The organism is Allobosea sp. 05T439 (assembly GCF_056396005.1).
Genome location: NZ_JBFTKP010000050.1, coordinates 1 through 25,306, shown reverse-complemented (window position 1 = coordinate 25,306; position 25,306 = coordinate 1). Strand labels below are relative to the sequence as shown.

The window sequence follows — 25,306 nt, the reverse complement described above, 5'->3', positions numbered from 1 at the left end:
GCCAAAATCCGGGCGTCAATAGATTTTCGAATATCTTTCTATCTGTCGATAATGTCTACAGGTCGACCGACAGCACCCCGTCTGCCGCGAGAAGGATCTGCACGGTCCGATCCAGGTGGCGACGAACGAGGAAAACAGCGGCATCCGAATCGCGGGCGAGCGCTGCGTCCGCAATCTCTCGATGCTCGGCGAGATGGTCGCGAGGCTCACGCAAGTACTGCACCGACAAGCGCCGATAGCGATCGGCCTGGTCGTATAATTGCTCGCGAAAATGAAGCAGCCACGGGGAGCCGCAGGCCGAGACCAAGGTCAGGTGAAAGGCCCGGTGGCGCCTCTCCCATTCCGCATCGACAAGCCCGTCCGGTCCGAGCTTGGGCTTTTTGCTAAGCTCATGCAGGGAGGCGAGAATGTTGGCTTCCCAGGCATCATCCCCCTTCTCGATCGACAATCTGACCCCCATGGCATCGAATTCCTTGCGCATGTAGGTGATATCGAGAAGATCGGACCGCGAGACCGGAGCGACACGGAAGCCCTTGTGCTCCTCCAGAACCACCAGCCCATCGGATGCCAGCTTCATAAGAGCTTCGCGCAACGGGCTGAGGCCGATCTCATAGAGCGTCCGCAACTCCTCGAAACGGAGGCGCATGCCCGGCTTCAGTCGGCACTCCAGAATGTCGCGCCGCAGCAACTCGTAGATGCCCGACATCCGCGTACGCCCCTTCGGCTCTTCATTCGCCTGACGAGCGAGCTCGCGCTGGGTTGGGCGGACCAGATTCAAGATTGCCTCCACATCCTGGACATCGACATCGTGCCGCGGGTTGTAACATAAGCCCCGGAATATCGCATGATATCTTTTATTTTCGAAAATATTTGACATGACATGAAAATCTCGTAGCCTCCCCCTCAATCAAGGAGCGCGGCCAGCGCCCAATCCGGAGGGAGAAATCAGCCATGGCTCTGCAAGCCTATCGTTCGCTCATCGCACTCGCGCCGACCGCGCTGTTGTCGCTGTCCCCAATGCCTGCTCTTGCCCAGACGGCCGCCAGCGGAGCGCCGATCAGGATCGGCGCCGTGATCTCAGCCACGGGCGCCATTGCCGGTGTCGGCCTCCCTGAGCGGGAAGGCATTCTGCTTGCTCAGAAGACCTTGAACGCACGCGGCGGCGTGAACGGTCAGCCGATCGAGATTCTGATCGAGGACGACGCGTCGAGCCCGGATGTCGCCGTCAGCAAGGTCAACGCGCTGGTGCACTCTCACAAGATCAAGGCGCTGATCGGCACCTCCGGCATCGCCCAGACCGTCGCAGTCGGCGGCATCACGGCGCCGCTGAAGCTGACCCAGATCGCCTTTTCAGGGCTGGGACCTGCCGTCGAACGCGACCGGACCTGCGTGTTCCACATCACGCCGTCACAGGAGTTGAACGCACGTGCGCTGCTCTCCTATGTCCGCGACATGAAGGCGAGCAAGGTCGGCGTCCTGCATGATTCCGGCTACGGTCAGGTCGTCTGGAACAGCATGAAGGACCTCGCCGGAGAGTTCGGCGTCACCTGGTCCCAGGTCGAGAAATTCGAGATCGCTGCCACCGATCTGACGACGCAGGCCGCCAAGGTGAGGGCGAGCGCGCCGGATGCCGTCATCGTCATATCAACGTCTCCGATGCCCTTCCGCAATGCGCGGCAGGTGAGGCTCACGGCGCCGATCATCTCCGTCCACGGCACCGCGACCTATGACTACGTCAAGGCCATGGGCGATGCGGCCGACAACATCATCCACGCCGAGTTCCTGATCGCCGAAGACCCGCTGCCACATCAGCGCGAGTTCGTGGACCTGTTCCAGAAGKAACACGGCCGGCTGCCGAAGCATTTCGAGGCCGCGGGCTGGGATGCCGTGATGTCGCTGGCGCAGGCGCTCAAGACAGCCGGGCCCGATGCCACGAACGAAGCCCTCTGCAGCGCAATGCGCCGTCCCTACCAGGGCGTCATGGCGAAATTCGACTTTTCTGCCCCGGATATGGGCGGGCTGACGCTCGCCAGCTTCAACTACTCGAAGCTGGTCAAGGGCAAGTTCACGCGCCTCGACTACTCCGCCGCCAAGTGACCGTGGAGGAGCAGGTGCCGAGCGCCTGCCTTCCCTACCGGACCTCTCATCATGTCAGCCAGTCTCGTCATGCAGGCGATCCTGTCCGGGATCACCAACGGCTTCGTCTATGCGCTGATCGGCATAGGCCTCGCCGTGATCTTCAAGGGCACCCAGATCATCAACGCGATGCAGGGCGAATTCGCCGTGATCGGCGCGATGGTCACCGTCTTCGCACTGGAGCCCGTCGGCCTGCCCTATGGCTTGTCGATCCTTCTGGGCGTCATCTCCGGTGCGGCCGTCGGTGTCATCATTGATCGCCTGTTCGTGCAGCCGATGATGCGCCAGCGCGCGGGCGAGGAAAGCTTCTTGCTGCTCACCATCGGCCTGGCGGTCACGCTGTCTGCCGCAGTGCTCTATCTCGCAGGCCGCAACTCCTATCTCCTGCCGAGCTGGGGCGAAGAAGGCGTCATCGAGATCCTCGATGCCTTCCTGCAGATCCAGGCTCTCTGGCTGATCGGTACGGCGATCATCGTGGTCGTCGGTCTGCGCCTCTTCTACGGCAGGACGCTGCTCGGGCTGTCGATGATGGCGGCGTCCATGGATCCCGACGGCGCCGCCACGAACGGCATCAATGTTCGCCGGATGCGCTCTMTGACCTTCCTGCTCGGCGGCACCGTCGGCGCGATCGCGGGCATCCTTGTCGCTCCCCTGGTTGCGGTGAACTACCACATGGGCATCGCCCTGACCCTCAAGGGCTTCGCAGCCGCCATCCTTGGAGGACTGAGCAACCCGCTCGGAGCGGTGCTGGGCGGCGTCACGCTTGGGCTGCTCGAATCCCTCGCCGTCGTCGGCTTTCCCTCCGGCTACAAGGACGTGATCGCGCTCGCGATGATGATCGTCATCATGATCGTCATGCCGAACGGCCTGCTCGGCCGTGTCGGGCGGATCGGAGGCTAGCGCCATGGATAACCTGCGCCGACCTCTCCTGCTTCTCCTGCTTGCCCTGGCCTGGGCCCTCGCGCCGCTCCTGCTGTCGCGGCACCTGATCGATCTCTTCGTGTTCGCCGGCCTGTTCACCATCGGCGGGCTCGGTGTCGGACTGCTGCTCGGTCAATGCGGCATCGTCAATCTGGCCCAGGCGCTGTTCTACGGCATCGGCGCATACAGCTCGGCCTATCTCACGGTTCAGCTCGGCTTGCCGACCCTGGCCGGGTTCCTGGCCGGCATGGTGGCAAGCGCCTTGATTGCCCTCGCCGTGGGCTGGCCGGTCCTGCGCCTGACCGGCTTCTTTCTCGCCCTGGCCACGCTTGCCCTCAGCCTCATCGGCAATGTCCTGTTCTTCGAATGGGACTGGCTGACCGGCGGCACGCTCGGCATTGGCGGCATTCCCAAGCTCAGCATCGTCGGCTTCGCCTTCGATACGCCCGAGCGGGTCTACTACCTCGTCTGGCCAATCGCGATCCTCGTGCTGCTCCTCGCCGACAACCTCGTCCGCGGGCGTCCGGGCCTTGGCATGCGCGCCATGCGCGATGCCGCCCCGGCCGCTGAGGTCCTCGGCGTCGACATGCACCGTCTCAAGACTGCGATGTTCGTCATCTGCGCCATGCTCGGCTCGCTCGCCGGATCGCTCTTCGCGCACTACGTCTCCTATATCAGCGTGCAGAGCTTCACGGTCGAACGCTCGATCGCATTCCTCCTGATTCCGGTCGTCGCCGGCTCGACATCGGTCTGGGGGATCATCGCCGGCGCGCTGTTCGTCACATTCATCCCCGAGCTGCTCAGCGGTCTCGGCGACATTCACCAGGTTCTGTTCGGGCTGGCGCTGGTGCTGGTCGTCACCCTCTTGCCCGACGGGCTGATCGGAGGCGCAGATCGCCTCGCGCAACTCGTGAAACGGAGGATGGCGTGATGACTGCTGTCGCCGACCTGAAACGCCTCCCCTCGCGGCCGATCGACCTGCAAGCGACCCTGGAATTATCGGGCATCGCCCATAGTTTCGGCGGCTTCAAGGTGCTGTCCGATGTCAATTTCGCGGTCCCGCAGGGCCAGATCGTCGGGCTGATCGGGCCGAACGGGTCGGGAAAGAGCACCTGCTTCAATATCGTCTCCGGATTCCTGCGCCCCAAGGCCGGGCGGGTCCTGCTATCCGGGCGCGATATGGCTGCCGACAGCATCCAGGCGCGCACCCGTCATGGTCTGATGCGTACCTTCCAGACGCCGAAAGTATTCGAGCGCATGTCGGTGCTGGAAAATGTGATGGTGGGTCTGCACAAGGACGGCCGCAGCGGCATTCTGGCGAGCATGCTGCGCACGCCCACAGCGCGACGCGAGTTCGATCGGCTACGCAATACCGCCGAAGAGGCCTGTCGCAAGTTCGCGCTCGGCAAATTCCTGGATGCGCAGACCGGACGCCTGCCAGCCGGCCAGCGCCGCGTCGTCGAGCTTGCCCGCGCCTATGTCGGGGCGCCGCGACTGCTGCTGCTCGACGAGCCCTCCTCGGGCCTCAACACCGAGGAGATCGGGCAATTGCGCAGCTGGATCGCGATGCTGAACAGCGAGGGCATGACCATCCTGCTGGTCAGCCACGACATGGGCCTGATGACGATCGCCGACACCGTGCACGCTCTCTATTTCGGCGAGATCATCGCATCCGGGCCCATGGCTGCGATCCAGGCCGATCCCCGCGTGCGCGAAGCCTATCTGGGAGGCTGAGCCATGCTGCAGATCCAATCACTCCAGGCTGGTTACGGCGCCCTGCCCGTGCTGCATGGAATCGAGATGTCGGTCAGCCGGAACGAGGCTGTCGCGATCGTCGGCCCCAATGGCGCCGGCAAGACGACGCTGGTGCGAACCTTGTGCGGTCTGGTGAGACCGATGGCTGGTCGGGTTCTCAAGGATGGCGTCGAGTTAACCGACCTGCCGCCGCACCGCCGGGCCGAGCGCGGCATCGCGGTTGTGCTCGAAAACAGAAATCTCTTCGTCGAGTTGACCGTTCGCGACAATCTGCGCCTCGCTGAAAGCGCCGGCCGAAAGGCCTCCGGAGGTAGCCCGCGCTTCAGCCTCGAGGAGGTGCTGACGCTCTTTCCTGCCGTGCAGCAGCGCTATCACTCGTCAGTCGGGCTGCTCTCGGGCGGGCAGCAGCAAATGGTCGCCATTGCCCGCGCGCTTCTCCTGCAGCCAGACCTCCTGATCCTCGACGAACTCACGACGGGGCTCGCCCCGAAGATCGTCAAGGAGATCCTTGGCGTCCTGAACAACCTGCGGAGCCAGGGCATGGCGATCCTGCTGGTAGAACAGAGCATCACGATCGCCGCCGAAATGACGGACCGGGCCTATGTGCTCTCCGTCGGCAAGGTCGCGCAGGAGATCAGGCGCGGCGAATGGCAGGGCGTCCTCGCCGACGACAGTCTCATCAAGGCCTACCTGCACGGCTGAGTGCGCCGCAGAGCTTCACGACATCAAGTCAAGGAAACATCTCATGGAACTGGGACTTTCTGGGCGAACCGCTTTGGTGTGCGGAGCCAGTAAAGGCATTGGCAAGGGCATTGCACGAGCGCTGGCGCGAGAAGGCGTCAACGTGGCGCTGCTGGCGCGCGGACGAGAGGCTCTGGAGGAAGCCGCCGACGAGATCCGCAAGGAAACGTCGGTGACCGTGACCACCGTCTCGGCTGATATCACCCAGGCGGATTCAGTCGCATCCGCTGCGCAGACGCTTCGAGCCGTCCCCGGGTTCTCGACCCTCAACATCCTGATCAACAATGCAGGGGCTCCTGTCACGCGCAACGACAGGCAGGTGCTCTGGAACGATGACGAGTGGCGGGAGCTCATCGAGGTCAAGACGCTTGGCGCGCTGCGCGTCATTCGCGAATTTCTGCCGATGATGGCTCGCGACGGTACCGGGCGCGTCATCAACATCACCGGCTCATCGGGGATCGCGGTCTGGCGCCCTGCCATGCTGCACGGCTTGAACAATTCCGCGCTGATCCACACGACCGGCTATCTCGCCCAGGATCTCTGGAACGAGCGCATCACGGTCAATGCCATCGTGCCGGGATTGGTCGGCACCGAATTCCGGGAGGAATGGGCGGACGGCCTGGCCAAGCAGCAAGGCAAGACCCGCGAGCAGTTCCTCGCCGATTTCTGCCGCGAGCGCGGCATCTTCATGGAGCGTTGGGCCGAGGTCGACGAGGTTGCCGACCTGGCACTCTTCATCGCGTCCGATCGTGCCCGCTACATCAACGGCGCCAAGCTGAACATCGATGGTGGCTTCAGCGTCAACGCGCGCTGACGCCTGACAACACTCTCCACACCCGACCCGGCAACATACAGTCTCAGGAGTAGCAGCATGAGCCACCTCATTCGTCAGATGGGCTTCGTCGCCTTCACGACGCCCGATCCGGACGGGTCCGCGCAGGACCTCGCCGAACTCGTGGGTCTCAAGGTGACGGGCCGGCGCGGCGACACAGTGTTCCTGTCTTCGAATGAACGGCGCTGGGAGGTCGCGCTGACGCGAGGCGGCAGCCGCGCCACATTGGCGATCGGGCTCGAAGCATCCGACGCCGCAGCGGTCGACGAGATCGGGCGGCGGGTGCGCTCGGAAGGCCTGGAGATCCTGGACGACAGGCCGCTTCATGACGGCATCGAGCGCGCCATACGGTTCGCGACGCCATGGGGGCCGATCTTCGAGGTCCACACGCCCATCGCACGCGATCAGGCACAGCGCCATATCGGGCCTGGGGCGCGTGCCAAACGCATCGAGCACGTCAATCTCAAGGTTCCCGACCGGCTCGCCTTCAGTGACCTGTTGGTCAAGCTGCTCGGCATGGAGCTCTCGGATCGCACCGGCGGCGACGAATTCCGCTGGTTTCGGGCCGCCGACGGCTATCACCACACCGTAGCGCTTTGCCCCGGCGATGGCGATCTCCATCACTACGCCTTCGACTTCCACGCCCTCGAGGACCTCGCCGGCATCGCTGACGGGCTTGTCCTCAAGAACCGCTCGCTGCTGTGGGGGCCGGGGCGCCACGGCGCCGGTGGCAACGTCTTCCAGTATTACGTCGACCCCAATGGCTGCGTCGTCGAAATGTCGGTGGGGATGGACCGCATCGACAATGACCTGCTCTACGAACCGCGCAGCTGGACGATTTCACCGTCGCTTTCCGACCGCTGGATCAATCTCTGGGGCTCGCCGCCGCCGGCGAACTTCATCGATCCGGCGCTGGGCTTTGCAAGGTGCGCAGCCGCCGCCTACGCGGCATGACCCTCCGCACTCGCGAACGGCCCGCCGACAGGTGACCGCGGCGGGCCATCGCCAATCCGGACGCGGACCCCTGATCCTGACGGGCGCGCCGCGGCTCAACCGTCAGGGGAAAGCGATGCGAGCCACGCGCTGGCCGCTCGCTTCAACCAGACCTGTGAGCAGCGCCGGCCCAAGGAGCGGCCGATGGGGTCGTAGCAAAACCCTATGTCGGCAGCGATTTGCCGGCCTGCTCCTGCACGATGTACTCGGCATACCAGTCCGGCCAGTTCTCATCATGCTGGCCGCCGTTTCGCTTCTCGTGTTCGCCATGCGCGGCCGCCGCACGCCGGAGCGCGGCCGCGAGCTCCCTGGATGAGGCGAAGCGTGTATCACCCGCCTCGACCCGTCCGGGCAGACGCTGGGTGACCTCCTGCAGCAGCCATTCATTGCCGTCCGGGTCCTTGAACGAGAGCCACGACGCGTAGCTGCGCCGTGTCGGCTCGGGCCCGCTGCGACGGTCTCCCTGCTCGCCGTAATGGTAGATCTCGCCAACCTCGGCTCCGCGAGCGGCGAGTGCAGCGCGCGCCGCCACGATGTCGGAGACGATGAGATAGGGGGCCACGGTGTTGCCCTTGCCGAAGATGACAGAAGCGGGCGAGCCTGGAGGCGTGACCTGGATAACCCGGAAATTGTCGCCTGCAATGTCGGCATCAAGTCGCCAACCCAAGCCACCGTAGAAGCGCTTGGCGCGATCGACATCAGCAACGGGGATGCTGACGACCTCAAGCTTCAGGTCGGCCCCCAGGGCTCCGAGGCTCCGGTTTGCAGTCTCGCTGCGCAGTTGAGTATCGCTCATGTCGAACTCCTTCCATTCAGATGAGTGAGAGTTGCGACACACCTCCAATCGCCTGAAATGACGGAGATCCAGGCGATTGAAACATGTTTCGCACTTCGACCGACCGCCCGCCGGGGAGCTTACGCCGCTTCGGGCCGGACGCCATAGCGAGCAGCAGGTTCGGTGCGGGAAAGATTGGGCAGCAGCGCCTGCCGTCCTGCCTCAAAGGCATTCCAGTCAGCCACATCCGGCAGGGACGGCACGGTCACGAACTCACCCAGGTCCAGGCCGGCCAAGGCCGCGTCGACCATCGCCGCAGCCGTCATCACGATCTCGCTCGGCAGGTGCTCGACCGGCTTTCCGGCGATCTCCCAGAAGTCGGTGGCCGTCGCTCCCGGCAGCACGACGTGAACCCGCACGCCCTTGTCCGACAGTTCATGCTTCAAGGACTGGCTGAAGGCCAGGACGAAGGCCTTGGAGCCACCRTAGACGCCGTTCAGGCGCTCCGGCGCGACAGCGACGATCGAAGCGATATTGATGATCGTTCCGCCGCCGCGTTCGACGAATCCGGGCACCGCGGCGTAAGTCAGGCGCATCAAGGCGTTGACGTTCAGAGCAATCATGTCGCTCATCTTGTCGATGTCCGACTGCAGGAGCGGAGCCGTCGCACCGACACCGGCATTATTGACCAGCGTGGTGATCCGCCGATTGCCCCGCAGTTCCGCCTCGACCCTGGCGAGATCGTCGCGCTTGCCGAGATCGGCAGCGATGACCTCGACCTTGCGGCCCGTCTCGGCTGCAATCCTGTCGGCCAGCTTGCGCAGCCGTTCGGCATTGCGCGCCACGAGAATGAGATCGTGGCCACGTCGTGCGAGACGCTCGGCGTAGATCGCGCCAATACCGGACGAGGCGCCGGTCACCAGTGCGAAACCCTTGAATCCCTGGCTCATTGTTTCATCTCCATTGCCCCTGGCGGGGCTCCATGGCGAGGAAATCTAGGCCTGCTTGCCCATGTCTCAAATGTCAAATATACCACCTTTCAGGACATCAAGGACCTGATCGGAGCGTGCCATGCATCGGATCGGTTTCGTCGTTTCGCCAGGCTTCCAGCTGATGAGTTTCGCTGCGCTCTCGGCTTTCGAGTTCGCCAATCTCTCGGTCCCCACCACCCCCTTCTATGACGTCCGGGTGATGTCGCAGAGCGGAGGAGCGGTGAAGAGCTCACTCGGCCTGATGCTGCAGACCGAGCCCTTCGACGATACGCCCTATGACACGATGATCTTCGGTGGCGATCTGGCGGGATCGGAGGTGTCGGCTGCGATGATCGATTTCGTGCGCCGGGCGGCGACCAAGGCACGCCGGGTCGCTTCGATCTGCACCGGAGCCTTCGTTCTGGCTCAGGCCGGCCTGCTCGACGGACGCCAGGCGACAACCCATTGGGGAAGCGCCCGGGATCTCGCCGCGCGCTATCCCCGGATCAAGGTCGATCCCGACCGTATCTTCATCGTCGATGGTCCGATCTGGACATCAGCTGGCGCAAGCGCCGGCATCGATCTCGCCCTCGGCATGATCGAGAAGGACCTCGGCCCCGAAGTTGCACGCATGACGGCACGAAAACTGGTTGTCTATCACCGGCGCGCGGGAGGCCAGTCGCAGCATTCCGCCTTGCTCGACATGGACGCCAAGTCGGACCGCGTTCAGTCGGCACTCGACTATGCCAGGAGCAATCTCCAGTCGCGCTTGAGCGTCGAGGATCTCGCTGACGCCGCCAGGCTCAGCCCCCGCCAGTTCAGCCGCGCCTTCCGCGCGGAGACCGGCCAGTCGCCGGCCAAGGCGGTCGAGAACCTGCGGGTCGAAGCCGCACGCCTGTTGATGGAGCAGACCGGCCACCCCGTCGAGGCCATCGCCGAGCAAACCGGTTTCGCCGACCGGGAGCGGATGCGGCGTGCCTTCCTGAGAAGCTATGGCCAGCCGCCACAGGCCATCCGGCGCAATGCACGCGCATCAGGCTAGCCCGGCGCCCGAAGCCATCCCGGCCATCCGTGCTATGATCGGACGACGTCGGGTTGAGAGCGAGACTCTCGCTCCCGGCCATGATCCTCATCGCGTATCGGCTGGCGGACGAGCCCGCAGGCGTTCCGGCTTCGCCTTCAGGCCCCGCGCTCAGGTGGTCATCCGTCTGAGCCCGTTCAATCGCGAGTTGTTCAACCGAGGGAGTTGCGAAGATGAAGATCCTGATGGTGCTGACGTCACATGATCAGCTTGGCGATACCGGCAAGCTGACCGGCTTCTGGCTCGAGGAATTCGCGGCGCCCTACTACGTCTTCAAGGACGCTGGCGCCGAGATCACACTTGCCTCGCCGAAAGGCGGCCAGCCACCGATCGACCCCAAGAGCGATGAGCCCGGCAACCAGGCCGACGCAATGACGCGGTTCAAGAAGGATCCGGCTGCGCAGCGGGTCCTGGCAAACACCGTCAAGCTCAGCGACGTGACGGCAGACAGCTACGACGCCGTCTTCTATCCCGGTGGTCATGGCCCGTTATGGGACCTTGCCGAGGATCCGGCTTCGATTGCGCTGATCGAGGCGTTCTACAATGCCGGCAAGCCCGTAGCCGCCGTCTGTCACGCGCCGGGCGTACTGCACCGGGTAACCTCGCAGGGGCAGCCGATCGTCAAGGGCAAGCGCGTCACGGGCTTCACCAACTCCGAGGAGGAGGCCGTCCAGCTCGCCAACGTCGTGCCATTCCTCGTCGAGGATGAACTGAAGCGCCTCGGGGGACGCTATGAAAGAGCAGCCGACTGGCAGAGCTTCGCGATCGTCGATGGCCGCCTGATCACCGGCCAGAACCCCGCTTCGTCGACCGCCGCTGCGCAGGAACTCGTCAAGCTCCTGCGCTAGGCTCTTCGGCGGCAGACCATTGCGAGCATCGAGCACTCGGCATTCTCGGCGGCGGAAACCACCCGTCCCCCAGAAATCGGCAGCCAAAGCTTGCATTTTCACGCCCAGCGACGATGGTGGCGCCTTGGCTGGGGGACGCAGTGGCATTTCGCTTTCTTCATACCGCCGACTGGCAGATCGGTAAGCCGTTCTCCAACATTGTCGGCGATCCCGGGGCGGAACTGCGATCACAGCGGATCAAGACCGTCGAGACGATTGCCAGCCTGGCGCATGAGCGACAGGTCGACGCCGTGCTGGTTGCAGGCGATGCCTTCGACAGCAACTCGGTCTCGGACCGGACCATCGTGCGCACGCTCGAAGCCCTCGCCGCCTTCAAGGGACAATGGATATTCCTGCCCGGAAACCATGACGCGGCCTTGGCCCACAGTGTCTGGACACGGATCCAGGCCATGGGCCCGGCGGCGAATGTCATCATCGCCGACAAGCCGGAACCGCTCGATCTCTGGAGCGGTCGGGCTGTCGTTCTGCCCGCCCCGTTGCGCCGCCGACGAGAGGCGCTCGACCAGACCACCTGGTTCGTCGATGCGCCATCCGGGGACGGCGCATGCCGCATTGGCCTGGCCCATGGCAGCGTTGCCAATCGACTGCCGGGCGCCGCGGAATCGTCGAACGAAATCCCCGAGGATCGATCAGAGACCGCCAACCTTTGCTATCTGGCACTCGGCGACTGGCATGGGGCTTTGAAGATCGCCCAGCGGACCTATTATTCCGGGACGCCTGAACCTGACCGCCACAAGGCCAATGACGCCGGGTCGGTCTACATCGTCGACATCCCCGGACCGCGAGCATCGGAGATCGTCGAGACCGTCGCTGTCGGGCACTTTCGCTGGAACAAGGTCGCGGTCGAACTCATCGATGGCACATGCGATCGCGCCATCGAAACGCTCAGTGATCTCGCCGCGAGCCATCGCCATCAGGTGGTCTCGCTCTCGCTGGCAGGCAGTGTCAGCTTTGCCGAGCGCCGGCGCCTCGAAAGCGAGCTTCGCTCCTGGGAGGCCCGCCTTCACCATCTCGAGATCGATGACAGCGCGTTGGTCGATGAGCCAACCTCCGATGATCTCGATGCGCTCGACAAATCCGGTTTCGTTCGTGCCGCGGTCGAGCGACTGCGCGCGAAGGCAACCAATGACGGTGATCCGGAGGCCGGCGCTGCGCGCATGGCGCTTCGCATGATGTATCTCGACCATTTCTCCAAGGGCGCTTGAGCCATGTTCCTTCGCCGCCTGGAGATCGAGGATTTCCGGAAGCTCCGATCCGTCGTCATCGACGATCTCCAGAATGGCCTCAACGTCATCTCGGGTGACAACGAAGCTGGCAAGTCGACCATTCTCGCAGCACTGCGAGCCGCCTTCTTCGAGCGTCACCGCGTCGGAGGCGAAGCCGCGCAGGCGATGCTGCCCTACAACCAGAATGTCCGTCCCCAGGTCAAAGTCGACTTCGAGCTCGATGGGCAGGCCTGGTCGCTTCGCAAGGCCTTTTGCCAGAAGCCCGAGGCCGAGCTGATCGGAGCCAACGAGCGTCATATCGGCGACGCAGCCGATGATCGCCTGGCGGAGTTGTTCGGGTTTACCCCGCCTGGCCGCGGTGGTTCCAAGCCGCAGGATCACCAGGGCATATTCGGGCTTCTCTGGGTCGAGCAAGGGCTCTCACATCAGGCGCTTGGTGTCGGCGCCGGCCGGGACTCGCTTTCCTCAGCACTTGAATCCGAAGTCGGCCAGGTCATCGGCGGAGAACGCGGAAGAGCCCTGATTGCAGCAGCCGAGGCGCGGCGCAGCACCTACTGGGACAAACGCTACAAGCCGCGCGGTGACTACAAGGCGCTGCTCGACGATGTCGAAGCCCTCTCCGCTCGTCGCGAAGAGATGTCCTCTCGCCTCGCGGCCCATGACAGCAAGGTCGGCGACCTCGCAAGGAAGCGCGAGATTGTCGCGCGCTATCACAACGACGCCTCTCTCGAGAAAGCCTTGTCCGCCCTCGCCTCTGCGCAGGAGGCGATGGTACAGGCCGAGATGCTAGAGACGATCGTTGTTAACGCCGGCCGTGACGCCACACGCTGCAAGGCTGAGACCGAGGCAGCCACAGAACGGCTCGCCGCGCGGCAGGCGCTCGTGAAATCGTCGGATGCCGCACGGGCGTCGCTGGCCCAGGCCACTCACGATGCCGAGGATGCCAAGAGCGTCGTAAGCCGGCTCGAGCGAGCGACCGCCACGACCTCTGCGAGGCTCGCACAAGCGCGGGCTGCGCGGAGCGTTGCGGACGAAGCGCTCGCCGCGGTMCAGCGGGCCATTGACCACGGCCGCGCGCTGCATCTCCTCGCCCGCTTGGAGCTAGATCTCAAGAGTGCCGAAGAAGCTGACGGCAAGCGCATGACCGCTTTGGCCGCAGCTGCAGCCATCACCGTCACGAAGCCCGAGGTCGACACGCTGGAGCGCGCCGGCGAACAGCTCGCGAAAGCCAGGGCCCGGCTCGAGGCGGCGAGCGTCCGGATCGAATTCAAGCCGAACGCGCAACAGAACGTCTCGTCAGACGGCAAGGCAATCTTGCTCAGTGAGCCCCTGCTCCTCGCAAGAGACGCGACGATCGAGCTCGAAGGGTTCGGCCAGTTGGTCGTCCATCCAGGGGGCGGCGTCGGGGATCTCGCGCGAGCCTTTGGTGAATCCGAACGCGCCTTCCAAAGCGAGCTGCGCAAGACCGGCTGCGCCAGCTTCGAGGCGGCAAGATCGCAAGTGCTGCAAAAGGGCGAAGCGATCGCCGAAGCAGAGCTGCAAAGGAAGCTGATCAGCGCCACCGCTCCCAGGGGGCTCGAAGTCCTTCGGCAGGAGACCCAGAACCAGCGCGCGCTCGCCGCCCAGTCCGCTGCGCGGGAGATCGACGCAAAGGAAGCGTCAGAGGAGAGCCGCGCCGGGGCAGTCGAGGCCCAACGCATCGCCCTCCACGACGAGAAGGCCGCCGAAGACGCCGCGGCGCAGCATCGCGCCCAGCATGAGAAGGCCACGCTTGACGCAGCGGTCTGGAACGAGCGCCTGAATGCCGCAATCACGAGCGCCAGCGAGAAGGGGCGTGACCTCATCGAGGCCCGCTCGAAGATCGCGGATGCCGAGCTGCAGGCCAGTTTTGATGCCGCCCAATCGGCCCATATGACGGCCAAGGAGGCTGAGCAGGCCGCCATTCGCGCGCTGGAGCGGGCGAACCCCGAAGCCGCCTCGCTGGCCCTCTCCAGGGCCGGGAACGCAGCTGAGAATATCCGCGCCGATCTTGAGAGGACGGCCCGCGAGGCTCGTGATCTCGAGATCGAACTTCGGGCGCTTGGTCGTGATGGATTGGGCGAGCAGCTCTCCGAGATCGAAGGCCAGATCGCGCTCAGGCAAAGGCAGCTCGCGACGACCAAGGCTCAGGCCGATGGCGCCCGGCTTCTCTACGAGACATTGGCGGAAGCGCAGCGCGAGTCCAAGGACCGCTGGCTCGGCCCGGTACGCGAACGGGTTGCTCCGTATCTGCGCCTGCTCCATCCCGACAGCCAGATCGTGCTCAACGAGGACACGCTCGAGATCGAGCACTTCGTCCGCGCTGGTGTCGAAGAGCCCTTCAGACAGCTCAGCATGGGCGCCAGAGAGCAGACAGCGGTGATCACGCGCCTGGCACTGGCGGACATCCTGCGAGGCTTTGGCCAGCCATCGATCGTCATCCTCGACGACGCACTGGTGAACACCGACGAAGAGCGTCTCGACCGGATGCACCTCGTCTTGAACAAAGCTGCCGGTTCCCTGCAGATCCTCATCCTGACCTGTCGAGAGAAGGATTTCATCCAGCTCGGCGCTCCGATCAGGCGCATTTAGCCTCACCCGCGAGGGTAAGGACCAGGGCCGGAGTTGCCGTGTTGCTGCCAAGGCTTATCTACGTCCCATGACCGCCATCCCCTTCGACAATTCCTACGTCCGCTTCCCCGAGCGCTTCTTCGCGCGGGTAACCCCCAGCGCGGTCCGTTCGCCGCGTCTGCTGCGGTTGAACACGGCGCTCGCCGAGCAGCTCGGTCTCGATCCGGTCTGGCTGGCGGGGCCCGACGGCACCGAGATGCTTGTAGGCAACCGTGTTGCCGAAGGGGCCGAGCCCATCGCCACGGCCTATGCAGGTCACCAGTTCGGCGGGTTCAGCCCGCAGCTCGGCGACGGACGCGCCGTCCTGCTCGGAGAGGTGATCGATCGCGAGGGCAGGCGCCGCGACATCCAGCTCAAGGGTGCAGGGCTGACACCGTTCTCGCGTCGGGGCGATGGGCGGGCCGCACTGGGGCCGGTGCTGCGGGAATACATCGTCAGCGAGGCGATGGCTGCATTGGGCGTTCCGACGACACGGGCGCTCGCCGCCGTGACGACAGGCGAAACGGTCAGGCGCGAGACGCTGCTCCCCGGAGCTGTGCTGACCCGCGTCGCCTCCAGCCATATCAGGATCGGGACATTCCAGTTCTTCGCGGCCCGCAGTGATGTCGAGGGCCTGCGCCTCCTCGCCGACCACGTCATCGCCCGGCACTATCCTGACGTCAGCGCCAGCGCAGCACCCTATCTGGCCCTGCTGGAGGCTGTCATTGCCGTGCAGGCGGCGCTTGTCGCCCGCTGGATGCAAATCGGGTTCATCCACGGCGTGATGAACACCGACAACATGTCGGTTGCGGGTGAGACGCTGGATTATGGGCCGTGCGCCTTCATGGATGCCTACGACTCGGGTACGGTGTTCAGCGCCATCGACGAGCGCGGGCGTTACGCCTATGGCAACCAGCCGCCCGTCGCACGTTGGAACCTGACGCGGTTCGCCGAAGCGCTGCTCCCGCTGCTGGCCGATGACCAGGACCAGGCGGTCAAGCTCGCGCAGGAGGTGCTGGACCGCTTCGATGAGCTGTTCCAGACCGCATTGATCGACGGTTTCCGCCGCAAGCTTGGGCTCTTCGCCGATGAAGCGGATGATGTCGTGCTTATCAAGGCCCTGCTCGACACGATGCAGCGCGGCCAGGCCGATTTCACACTCGTGTTCCGGCGGTTGAGCACGGATGGAACGGGCCCTGCCGAAGGGAGCGCTTGCCGCGACCTGTTCGGCAATCCCGCGGAGTTCGACGACTGGGAGAGCACGTGGCGGCAACGGCTGGCGCGCGAGGCCATATCGCCCGCGGAGCGGGTGAAGGCGATGCGCGCCGTCAATCCGCTGTTCATCCCACGCAACCATCGCGTCGAGGCCGCAATCGAGGCGGCCGTGGAGCAGCAAGATCTCGCTCCCTTCGAGGAATTGCTGGCGGTTCTGGCAAATCCCTATGACGAGCAGCCAGGTCGGGGGGACTACGCCCGCCCCCCGGCGGCTCATGAGCGTGTGCTCGCAACCTTCTGCGGAACCTGAACTCAGCGGGCCTCGATCCGAGCCGGTGTCGGATCGCGAGGCTCGCTGAGAGGCTGCGTGCGCCGGTCTCGCCCTATCGCATCGCCCTAAAGCCGCCTACTCCTAGTAAACTGGCCGGACATTTCGGGTATCCTCCTGTGGCGACGCTAGATGAATTCTCCGACCGCCATCATGTGGTCGTGATCGGCGCCGGGTTCGGCGGGCTCGAGGCGGTCCATCGCCTCGCCGGTGCGCCTGTTCGGATCACCATCGTTGACCGGCGCAATCACCACCTGTTTCAGCCGCTTCTATACCAGGTCGCCACCGCCTCGCTTGCAACATCGGAAATCGCCTGGCCGATCCGGCATCTCCTGCGCAAGCGCCCGGAAATCACGACGCTGCTGGCCGGCGTCAACGACATCGACCCCGAGGCCAGGCGCGTTATCCTCGATGACGGATCCACGCTTGCCTATGACAGCCTGATCGTGGCGACCGGCGCGCGGCATGCCTATTTCGGGCATGACGACTGGGAGCCCTTCGCGCCCGGACTCAAGACCCTCGAGGACGCTACGACGATCAGGCGGCGCATTCTCCTCGCCTTCGAGAAGGCAGAACGGGAAACGGATGCGCTGAAACAGGCCGCACTGCTCACCTTCGTGATCATCGGAGCCGGCCCCACCGGCGTTGAGCTGGCGGGCACGATCGCCGAACTGGCGCGCTCCACCCTTCCCGAAGATTTCCGCAACATCGATACCCGCAGGGCGCGCGTGGTGCTGATCGAAGCGGCTCCGCGCGTGCTTGGCGGCTTCGCGCCCGACCTGTCCGCCTATGCCCATCGCGCCCTCGAAGGACTCGGCGTCGAGATCTTCCTCGGCCAGGCAGTGTCGCAATGCACGGCCGAGGGTGTGGTCTATGGCGACACGACGCTTGCCGCGGCGACGATCATCTGGGCTGCCGGCGTACAAGCCTCCCCCGCAGCCGGCTGGCTGGATGCTCCCGCTGACAGAGCCGGACGGGTCAAGGTCGAGGCCGATCTCACGGTACCGGGCAGACCCGAGATTTTCGTCATTGGCGACACGGCAAGCGTCGCTGCGCCCGATGGAAGCCCTGTTCCCGGCATCGCGCCCGCAGCCAAGCAGCAGGGAAAATACGTCGCAACGGCAATCCGCCTCAGGCTTCGCGGGGAGGGCGTGCTACCCGCCTTTCGCTACAAGCATTCGGGCAGTCTGGCGACGATCGGGAAGCGGCTTGCGGTGATCGATTTCGGCTTCTTCAAGCTGCGCGGCGCGCTGGCCTGGTGGCTATGGGGCCTCGCTCATATCTATTTCCTGATCGGCGTCCGCAATCGGGTGAGCGTGGCATTGAGCTGGCTGTGGGTTCACGCGCGCGACCAGAGAAGCTCGCGGCTGATCACGCAGGGGCGCGAAAACGAAAGCCGACCGAAGCGACGATAGACCGTCCCTGGCGAAGAGCCTCACCGCGGCCGGCAGACCKCGCCGGCGCCCCGAGCCCCCCTTACTTCGTCCAGCGCTTGTCCCCGATCCGGGCACCGAAGTGATGGGCGAACAGGAGCAGCGCATCGACAACCGACTGGTCGCCGCCGCCCTCGAAGGCAAACAACGGGTAGGAAACGCTGATGGCGATGTTCATGCCCTTATGCGGGTCCTCGAAAGCAACGGAGATGGCTTTCACGCCGTCGAAAAGCTCCTGATTTGAGATCGCATAGCCGCGCAATCGCGACATCGCGACCTCGCGCAACAGATCGTCGATCGAAACCAGGGTCTGCTTCGTCACCGGATCGAGCGCTGCAGCAAAGAGACTGCGTATCTCGGCATCCGGTTTGACGGCGAGGAGCGCCTTCCCCATCGCGGCGGCATGCGCGGGCAGCCTGTGGCCAGGCTCGACCGTGAACTGGATCGGCTGCGAGCCCCGCGCCGTCTTGAGGACGACGACCTCGGTGCCGGAGAGCACGCCCAGCCATACCGTGTGCTCGGTCTGGCGGGCGAGCTCCTCCATTTCCTTCTGCGCCTGTTCCACCAGATCGAAATTCCGGTGAAAGCTGGCAGCCAGCTGCACAGCCAGGATCCCCGCCCTGTAGCGCTGCGTCGCGGGATCCTGCTCGATCAGCCCCCCGCTCGCTAGCGAAGCCAGCAGGCGCGAGGCGCTGCTGCGCGTGACTTTCAAGTGGCGGCTGGTTTCGCCAACCCGCAGCTCGCCTCCCGAATTGACGAGCAATTGCAGCGCACTAACGGCCTTTTCAATCGACTTCATGAGCGCTCGCTTGGCGGCTTGACGCCGCGCAGATGTCCTGCGTACGATAAATAATCAACATGTTGCGTAATAAGCAACACTTTTTCCGACTGTCAAGAGGAGACACCCATGCGGGGCACCGGCGGCGCGCTACTTTACGAAACCCTGAAGAGCTACGGGGTGACCTGCCTGTTCGGCATGGAGGATCCGATCCATGTGTTCCACGCCGTCGACCGCGCATTCACGCGGATCGTCACGGTGCGCGACGAGAAGCATGCGGCCATCATGGCGCATGGCTATGCCCAGGTAACCGGCCGGCCAGGCGTGTGCGCCGCCACCTTCGGGCCGGGCGCGACCAATCTGATCACGGGCCTGCTGGAGGCGCAGCGCTCCTCCGTGCCGGTGATCGCGCTCGTCCAGGACCACCCGCTGCGGCTCAAGAACAAGAACGCCAGCAGCGCGCTCGATCATGCGGTTGCTCTTGCGCCCTATGTGAAGGACGTGACGCGCATCGATGCACCGGAGCAGGCGGCCGACGCAGTGCGCAAGGCCTTCCGGATCGCGACATCGGGGCGGCCGGGCCCTGTGGTCCTGCTTTGCCCTGGCGATGTCATGGCCGCCGAAGCCGAAGCCCAGACCTGGGCTGACCAACCCTACACGCATTTCCCGGCCAACCGGGTCCGGGCGAGCCGCGAATCCATCGAGAAGGCGGCAGAGCTCCTCGCGACGGCCCAGCGGCCACTCCTGATCGCGGGCGGCGGATCGATCATCTCCGGCGCCGAAGAGGAAATCCGGATGCTGGCGGAACTGTTCGACATCCCCGTCGCGACAACCATGACCGGGCGCGGAGCCATTGCCGATGCGCACCCGCTCGCCGCGGGCCCGCTCGGCTCCACCACGGGCGGACGCTATGGTCGCGGGCAGATCTCCAACACGCTGTTCGCCGAGGCCGACGTCGTCTTCGTGCTCGGCTCGCGCACCGGCCAGATCTGCTACAGCGACTGGTCGCTGCCCAAGCCTGAAACCAAGCTGATCCATCTCGATATCGACCCGGCCGAGATCGGCCGCAATTTCGCAACCGACATCGCCATGGTCGGCGATGTCCGCGATACCCTGCGCGACCTGATGGCCTATTGCGCCGATCGCGGCCTGGCCCGAACCAACCCGGAGACCAGGGCGCGGATCGACCAGCTGACGGAGAACTGGAGGGCCGAGTTCCGGCCGGTCGCGGAGTCGGCGCAGACACCGATCCGGCCCGAACGCCTGCTGGCCGAAATCTCGGCACAGGTCGATGAACGGACCCTCATCGTTACGGATGCCAGCTACATCACCGGCTGGGCCATGAGCCATATCGATGTGCCAGGCTCGGGGCGCTTCATCCTCTCGCCGCGTGGAACCGGTGGAATCGGCTGGAGCCTGCCCGCCGCAATCGGCGCCAAGATGGCCGACCCATCGCTCAAGGTCGTCTGCGTGACCGGCGACGGCGCCTTTGGCTACGTCATCAATGAGCTCGAAACAGCCGCCCGCTACGGCGTCGATATCCTCGTCGTCGTGTTCAACAACGGCACCCTCGGCTTCCAGCGGCATTGGGAGCAGAAGGTGATGGGCCGCTATCTCGAATGCGACTTCCTCGACATCGACTATTCGGAAGTCGGTCGGGCCCTGAAGTGCCGCGGTGAGCGCGTTACGGCCCCGGAGGCGATCGCTGCGGCCCTGGCTGGGGGGGTTGCTGCCGACGGCCCCTTCGTCATCGACGTCGTCATCGATCCCAACGCCACGGCACCGATCGTCGGCTTCGAGACCATTCTCGCCCGCGACGCGGTCCATTGATGCGGTCGATCACCTCACGAGAGCCGATCTGTTCAACAGCGCCATACAAAAGGGGAAGAGCATGCTGAGAACCATCGCCAACGCACTTGCGTCGGCCGCTGTCGCGGCGGTCGTCGCGCTGTCTGCATCCGGAGCCTCCGCAGGCCCCACGCTCGATCGGATCATTTCCGAGAAGAAGCTGGTCGTCGGAGTAGCCCCCTGGAACAAGTTCGTTCTGCTGAATCCGAAGACGAGCCAGTACGAAGGCCTCATCGTCGACGACATTCGCAATCTCGAGGCGATGACCGGGATCAAGGTCGAGCTCGTCAACACGACCTGGAGCGGCCTCGTGGCCGGGCTCCAGGCCGGCAAATGGGACGTCATCATGAGCGGGCTCGGAGCGACACCCGAGCGTGCGACGGCCGTCGCGTTTGGAGAGGCCTTCGGCTATCTCTCGTCCACCGCCATGGTGCGCGCCGATAGCCCGGTGCGGACCTTCGCGGACCTGGACAAGGAGGGCAATGTCCTCTCCGTGGTCTCGGGCACCGCTGCCCAGCAATATGCCCAGCGCACCTTCAAGAAGGCGAAGGTCACGCCCCTTTCCGATACGGGAGCGGCGGTGCTCGAGGTCATGCAAGGGCGGTCGACGGCCTATATCGGCGATTCCGTCTCGAATGAGTTGCGCGCTCAGGAGCGCCCGACCGAGCTGCGCAATATCAAGTTCGCCAGCGATCAGACGGAATGGACCAGCATGAACCACGCTGTCCGGTATGCCGATCTCGACCTTCTGGTCTTCCTCGACACCTATGTCCGCTCCATGAAGCTGCGGGGCTGGTACCGCACTCTCGCCGAGAAGTGGAACCTGCCGCCTGAACTGGCTGTCGGGCCGCGCTAGCCGACGAACCAGGCAAGGGGCGGACGCCCGTCGCATATCCGCCCCCTGTCACGTCTCTGCTCCGGAAAATGCTGGTCGAATGAGATCATGAATTACACATTTCAATTCGGCGTTCTGACCGAATACGGGCCCTATCTCGCGGGCGGACTCTGGCACGCGTGGTGGACGAGTTTTCCCAGCATCATCATCACGACCATTCTCGGCGTCGTACTGGCGGCGATGAGCATGTCGCGGCGCTGGTTGCTGCGCGGCGCCTCGGTGGTTTTCGTCGACCTGTTCCGCACGCTTCCGGTCGTGGTCCTGCTGATCTGGATCCACTATGTCATGCCGATCCTGACAGGGGTTTCGTTTTCTCCGACCGTGAGCTCGATCATCGCACTGTCCCTGAACGGGGCTGCGCTTGCCTGTGAAGCGTTTCGCGGCGGCCTTGAGGCGATCCCGGCCACGCAAACCMAGGCTGCACAATCGCTTGGGTTCTCACGCTGGAAAGTGATGCGTTACATCACGCTGCCTCAGGCTTTCTTTGCGACCCTGCCGTCCCTCACCAATGTCCACATCACAGTCATCAAGAACGTCACCGTAACAGTACTGATCGCAGTGCCCGAGGTGATGTTCCGGGCTCAGGAACTGACGGTCCAATTCTTCCGCCCGCTTGAGTTCTATACTGGCGCAGCCGTTCTGTATGTGGCGCTTATCTGGGGATACGCCCTGCTCATGCGGATGCTCGAAAGGCTTCAAAAATGGCAACCGATCTGATGACGGGCGCGACGGCAGCCTCGGCTCAGGCCTTCATCCGTATTCGCGACGTTCACAAATCCTATGGCGCCGTCAGCGTGCTCAACGGCATTTCGCTCGACGTCGCACAGGGCGAAGTGCTGGTGCTCTGCGGCCCCAGCGGTTGCGGCAAGAGCACGCTCCTGCGCTGCATCAACGGCCTCGAGACGATCAATCGCGGCGACATCTCCGTGGGCGGGCGCAATGTCGAAACGGCCAACCCCGATACGTTGCAGAAAATTCGCCTGTCGACGGGCTTCGTCTTCCAGAACTTCAATCTGTTCMCGCATATGACGGCGCTCGAGAACATCACCATCGCGCCGATGAAGATCCTCGGGACGCCGCCCCGCATGGCAACAGAACAGGGCAGAAAGCTGCTCGAACAGGTCGGCATGGCGGAGAAGGCGAGTGTCTATCCGTTCCAGCTCTCCGGTGGGCAGCGTCAACGCGTGGCGATCGCCCGGGCACTGGCGATGAACCCCACCCTGATGCTGTTCGACGAGCCGACATCGGCGCTCGATCCCGAGATGCGCGAAGAGGTTCTCCAGGTCATCCGCAAGGTGCACCAGGAGCACAACATGACCATGGTCATGGTGACCCACGAGATCGGGTTCGCCAAGAGCGTCGCCAGCCGGGCCATGCTGCTCGACGCCGGACAGATCGTCGAGGAGGCCCCTGCCCGCGCCTTCTTCGAGAATCCGGCCGAGGAACGCACCCGGCGCTTCCTGCGCGCCATCATCAACGATTGATCCTTGGCGATTGCCTTCCCCTCGCGCAACGCCGGCATTCGTGTGCCGGCGCGCCGCCACACGAGTCCCTGCAATGATCCAACCGAACTACATCGGCGGAGAGTGGCGTCACGCAAGTGAAGCGATCGCCAACATCAATCCGTCGAACACCAATGACATCGTCGCCCATTACGCGCAGGCCACTCATGCCGACGTGCAGGACGCCATCGACGCAGCTGCGACAGCCTTCCCGGCCTGGTCGCGCTCATCGATCCAGCTCCGGCACGATATCCTGAAGGGTATTGGCGACGAGATCCTCGCTCGCAAGGACGAACTCGGGATGCTGCTTTCCCGCGAGGAGGGCAAGGTGCTGGCGGACGGCATCGGTGAGGTCGTGCGGGCCGGGCAGATCTTCCACTTCTTTGCCGGTGAGTGCCTGCGCCTGGCAGGCGACAGGTTGGCCTCGATGCGTCCCGGCGTCGAGGTCGACATTACCCGGGAGCCTGTCGGCGTCGTCGGGCTGATCACGCCCTGGAACTTTCCGATCGCGATTCCTGCCTGGAAGATCGCGCCTGCCCTCGCCTACGGCAACTGCATCGTCCTCAAACCGGCCGAACTGGTGCCGGGCTCCGCGCATGCGCTGGCTGACATCCTTGCCAGAGCCGGCCTTCCGGCCGGCGTCTTCAACCTCGTGATGGGATCGGGATCTGTCGTCGGCGAAGCGATCCTGCGCAGCGATAACGTGGACGCAATCTCCTTCACCGGCTCTGTCACCACGGGCCGCAAGGTCGCAGAGGCCTGTGTCGCATCCGACCGGATGAAGAAGATGCAGCTCGAAATGGGCGGCAAGAACCCGCTTGTCGTGCTCGACGATGCCGATATCGAACTGGCGGTTGGGTGTGCGCTCAATAGCGCCTTCTACCAGACCGGGCAGCGTTGCACCGCAGCGTCCCGGCTGATCGTCACCGACAAGATCCATGACAGCTTCGTAGAGCGCCTGATCGATGCCATGCACGGGCTCGTCGTCGACGATGCGCTCAAGCCGGAAGCAAGCATCGGACCCGTGGTCGACCAGAGGCAGCTMGATCAGGACCTGCGCTATCTCCGCCTTGGTCAGGAGGAAGGCGGCCGGCTTGCGTGCGGCGGTGAGGTTCTCGCGCGGGCCACGCCAGGATTCTATCTATCGCCGGCGCTGTTCACCGAGATCGACCAGACCATGCGGATCGCCCGCGAGGAGGTCTTCGGGCCAGTCGCAGCAGTCATCCGCGTCAAGGACTATGACGCCGCGCTTGCCGCCGCCAACGATACAAGGTTCGGCCTCTCGGCCGGCATCTGCACGACGAGCCTCAAATATGCGAGCCACTTCAAACGCAACGCAGAGGCCGGAACGGTCATGGTCAATCTTCCGACCGCCGGCACGGATTACCACGCGCCCTTCGGTGGCCGCAAAGGTTCGTCCTACGGCCCCCGGGAACAGGGCCGCTACGCGCAGGAATTCTACACGACCGTGAAGACCGCCTACACGCTTCCGGCCTAGCCGCCGGAGGGTGGAGAATCGGCTGGCCGAATCACGGGCATTTTTCCGAAGTCCACTGCGCCGGGATGGCCGACGTCCGGCGCAGGCCGCGACGGGGGCATCGTCAGCACGCCGGTGCGAGCCATTCAGTCTCGACATGGCCTTCGGCTGGTCCCTGCCCGCACCTCGGTTTCGGGGCAGGTCTATCGTTGTGCCCTCTGCCAATTCTTGGTGCCCGCCCCAAACCTTCTCCAAAGCCATGTCATGAAGCCGCGTTGCTTGCTGCGGCTGCGGCCTAATCCACGCCGATACGCTTCGTTGCACGAACGCCCGCACGATCGGCGCATGCAGCATTGGCCATTCTGCAGCGCCCAGTTGACGCTTTCGCTGGCCCATGCCTTGCTGACGGCTGCTTGAGGGAAAAGCAGGGGGCGCAAGACCCCCGGAACATTATCAACGGCCTGTCGGCGGAGGGTATTTATGAACGAACACGACCTGCGAGGTTTGATCGCGGATGTGAAGGAAGGTGGCCTGTCGCGGCGCTCCTTCGTGCAGAAGATGGTGGCGCTGGGACTGAGCGCACCGATCGCAACCCAGATGTTGGCCTGGAACGGCGTCGCGATGGCCCAGTCGGCCGACGACTACAAGCCGACCAAGGCCGGTGGCGGCGGGCCGCTGAAGATCCTGCTCTGGCAGGCACCGACCCTGCTGAACCCGCATTTCGCCAGCGGCACCAAGGACCAGATCGCCTCGCGCGTTTTCTTCGAGCCGCTCGCCGGCTGGGACAAGGACGGCAATCTCGTTCCCCAACTCGCCGCCGAGATCCCGACCAAGGCCAATGGCGGAGTGTCTGCCGACGGCAA

The 25,306-nt window shown here is 64.4% G+C and carries 22 protein-coding genes and 1 pseudogene; 19 read left to right on the top strand and 4 right to left on the bottom strand.

Going from position 1 to position 25,306, the window contains the following annotated elements:
- Nucleotides 1–55 precede the first annotated feature (55 nt).
- Nucleotides 56–778, bottom strand: a complete 723-nt coding sequence (locus tag AC1DIO_RS31370) for an FCD domain-containing protein (protein ID WP_441508054.1) — start codon at nucleotides 776–778, stop codon at nucleotides 56–58.
- A gap of 173 nt (nucleotides 779–951) precedes the next feature.
- On the opposite strand from AC1DIO_RS31370, the gene AC1DIO_RS31365 reads away from it, so the two are divergent.
- The 7 genes from AC1DIO_RS31365 to AC1DIO_RS31335 are packed head-to-tail and all read left to right on the top strand — an operon-like array spanning nucleotide 952 to nucleotide 7,339.
- On the top strand, nucleotides 952–2,097 hold the full coding sequence (locus AC1DIO_RS31365; protein ID WP_476854613.1) for an ABC transporter substrate-binding protein: 1,146 nt from the start codon (nucleotides 952–954) through the stop codon (nucleotides 2,095–2,097).
- A gap of 51 nt (nucleotides 2,098–2,148) precedes the next feature.
- The gene (locus AC1DIO_RS31360; protein ID WP_476854612.1) at nucleotides 2,149–3,036 is read left to right on the top strand and encodes a branched-chain amino acid ABC transporter permease; all 888 of its coding nucleotides are present in this window, start codon (nucleotides 2,149–2,151) and stop codon (nucleotides 3,034–3,036) included.
- 4 nt (nucleotides 3,037–3,040) lie between these two features.
- Nucleotides 3,041–3,988, top strand: coding sequence for a branched-chain amino acid ABC transporter permease (locus AC1DIO_RS31355; RefSeq protein WP_441508051.1), 948 nt, complete (start codon nucleotides 3,041–3,043; stop codon nucleotides 3,986–3,988).
- Complete coding sequence (locus AC1DIO_RS31350; RefSeq protein ID WP_441508050.1) at nucleotides 3,988–4,791, top strand: ABC transporter ATP-binding protein; 804 nt, start codon at nucleotides 3,988–3,990, stop codon at nucleotides 4,789–4,791. The genes AC1DIO_RS31355 and AC1DIO_RS31350 overlap by 1 nt, the downstream gene beginning before the upstream one ends.
- A 3-nt stretch (nucleotides 4,792–4,794) precedes the next feature.
- Nucleotides 4,795–5,514 carry an ABC transporter ATP-binding protein gene (locus tag AC1DIO_RS31345; protein WP_441508049.1) on the top strand — a complete coding sequence of 240 codons (720 nt, stop codon included), beginning with the start codon at nucleotides 4,795–4,797 and terminating at the stop codon, nucleotides 5,512–5,514.
- Nucleotides 5,515–5,557: 43 nt separating this feature from the next.
- Complete coding sequence (locus tag AC1DIO_RS31340) at nucleotides 5,558–6,367, top strand: SDR family NAD(P)-dependent oxidoreductase (RefSeq protein ID WP_441489947.1); 810 nt, start codon at nucleotides 5,558–5,560, stop codon at nucleotides 6,365–6,367.
- 57 nt (nucleotides 6,368–6,424) lie between these two features.
- Complete coding sequence (locus tag AC1DIO_RS31335; RefSeq protein WP_441508048.1) at nucleotides 6,425–7,339, top strand: VOC family protein; 915 nt, start codon at nucleotides 6,425–6,427, stop codon at nucleotides 7,337–7,339.
- A 202-nt stretch (nucleotides 7,340–7,541) separates the two neighbouring features.
- Here AC1DIO_RS31335 and AC1DIO_RS31330 read toward each other — a convergent pair whose 3' ends face one another.
- The gene (locus tag AC1DIO_RS31330; RefSeq protein WP_441508047.1) at nucleotides 7,542–8,174 is read right to left on the bottom strand and encodes a VOC family protein; all 633 of its coding nucleotides are present in this window, start codon (nucleotides 8,172–8,174) and stop codon (nucleotides 7,542–7,544) included.
- 119 nt (nucleotides 8,175–8,293) lie between these two features.
- Entirely contained in the window at nucleotides 8,294–9,103 is an 810-nt protein-coding gene (locus AC1DIO_RS31325; protein WP_441508046.1) for an SDR family NAD(P)-dependent oxidoreductase, read from the bottom strand.
- A 121-nt stretch (nucleotides 9,104–9,224) separates the two neighbouring features.
- Between AC1DIO_RS31325 and AC1DIO_RS31320 the strand changes: the two genes are divergently transcribed.
- The 6 genes from AC1DIO_RS31320 to AC1DIO_RS31295 all read left to right on the top strand — a co-directional run bounded on the left by AC1DIO_RS31320 (nucleotide 9,225) and on the right by AC1DIO_RS31295 (nucleotide 17,925).
- Entirely contained in the window at nucleotides 9,225–10,166 is a 942-nt protein-coding gene (locus tag AC1DIO_RS31320) for a GlxA family transcriptional regulator (RefSeq protein WP_441508045.1), read from the top strand.
- 212 nt (nucleotides 10,167–10,378) lie between these two features.
- On the top strand, nucleotides 10,379–11,053 hold the full coding sequence (locus AC1DIO_RS31315) for a type 1 glutamine amidotransferase domain-containing protein (protein WP_441508044.1): 675 nt from the start codon (nucleotides 10,379–10,381) through the stop codon (nucleotides 11,051–11,053).
- Nucleotides 11,054–11,193: 140 nt separating this feature from the next.
- Nucleotides 11,194–12,318 (top strand): metallophosphoesterase family protein, encoded by a 1,125-nt coding sequence (locus AC1DIO_RS31310; RefSeq protein ID WP_441508043.1) that lies wholly within the window; start codon nucleotides 11,194–11,196, stop codon nucleotides 12,316–12,318.
- Nucleotides 12,319–12,321: 3 nt separating this feature from the next.
- A complete protein-coding gene (locus AC1DIO_RS31305) occupies nucleotides 12,322–14,949 on the top strand; it encodes an AAA family ATPase (protein ID WP_476832544.1) in 2,628 nt (875 codons plus the stop codon).
- Between the two features lie 67 nt (nucleotides 14,950–15,016).
- On the top strand, nucleotides 15,017–16,492 hold the full coding sequence (locus AC1DIO_RS31300) for a protein adenylyltransferase SelO (RefSeq protein ID WP_476832545.1): 1,476 nt from the start codon (nucleotides 15,017–15,019) through the stop codon (nucleotides 16,490–16,492).
- Nucleotides 16,493–16,629: 137 nt separating this feature from the next.
- Nucleotides 16,630–17,925, top strand: coding sequence for an NAD(P)/FAD-dependent oxidoreductase (locus AC1DIO_RS31295; protein ID WP_441508040.1), 1,296 nt, complete (start codon nucleotides 16,630–16,632; stop codon nucleotides 17,923–17,925).
- 61 nt (nucleotides 17,926–17,986) lie between these two features.
- On the opposite strand, the gene AC1DIO_RS31290 is transcribed toward AC1DIO_RS31295, so the two are convergent.
- Nucleotides 17,987–18,742, bottom strand: a complete 756-nt coding sequence (locus AC1DIO_RS31290; protein WP_441508039.1) for an IclR family transcriptional regulator — start codon at nucleotides 18,740–18,742, stop codon at nucleotides 17,987–17,989.
- A gap of 108 nt (nucleotides 18,743–18,850) precedes the next feature.
- Here AC1DIO_RS31290 and AC1DIO_RS31285 point away from each other — a divergent pair, with 108 nt between their 5' ends.
- The 6 genes and pseudogenes from AC1DIO_RS31285 to AC1DIO_RS31260 all read left to right on the top strand — a co-directional run.
- Nucleotides 18,851–20,551, top strand: a complete 1,701-nt coding sequence (locus AC1DIO_RS31285) for a thiamine pyrophosphate-binding protein (RefSeq protein ID WP_441508038.1) — start codon at nucleotides 18,851–18,853, stop codon at nucleotides 20,549–20,551.
- Between the two features lie 61 nt (nucleotides 20,552–20,612).
- On the top strand, nucleotides 20,613–21,425 hold the full coding sequence (locus tag AC1DIO_RS31280) for a transporter substrate-binding domain-containing protein (RefSeq protein WP_113511165.1): 813 nt from the start codon (nucleotides 20,613–20,615) through the stop codon (nucleotides 21,423–21,425).
- An 87-nt stretch (nucleotides 21,426–21,512) separates the two neighbouring features.
- Nucleotides 21,513–22,181, top strand: coding sequence for an amino acid ABC transporter permease (locus AC1DIO_RS31275; protein ID WP_476854611.1), 669 nt, complete (start codon nucleotides 21,513–21,515; stop codon nucleotides 22,179–22,181).
- Nucleotides 22,181–22,948 carry an amino acid ABC transporter ATP-binding protein gene (locus AC1DIO_RS31270; RefSeq protein WP_476854620.1) on the top strand — a complete coding sequence of 256 codons (768 nt, stop codon included), beginning with the start codon at nucleotides 22,181–22,183 and terminating at the stop codon, nucleotides 22,946–22,948. Before AC1DIO_RS31275 ends, AC1DIO_RS31270 begins: the two co-directional genes overlap by 1 nt.
- A 73-nt stretch (nucleotides 22,949–23,021) precedes the next feature.
- Nucleotides 23,022–24,464 (top strand): aldehyde dehydrogenase family protein, encoded by a 1,443-nt coding sequence (locus AC1DIO_RS31265; protein WP_441489934.1) that lies wholly within the window; start codon nucleotides 23,022–23,024, stop codon nucleotides 24,462–24,464.
- Between the two features lie 459 nt (nucleotides 24,465–24,923).
- A pseudogene (locus AC1DIO_RS31260) lies at nucleotides 24,924–25,306 on the top strand (peptide ABC transporter substrate-binding protein); the annotation flags it as partial.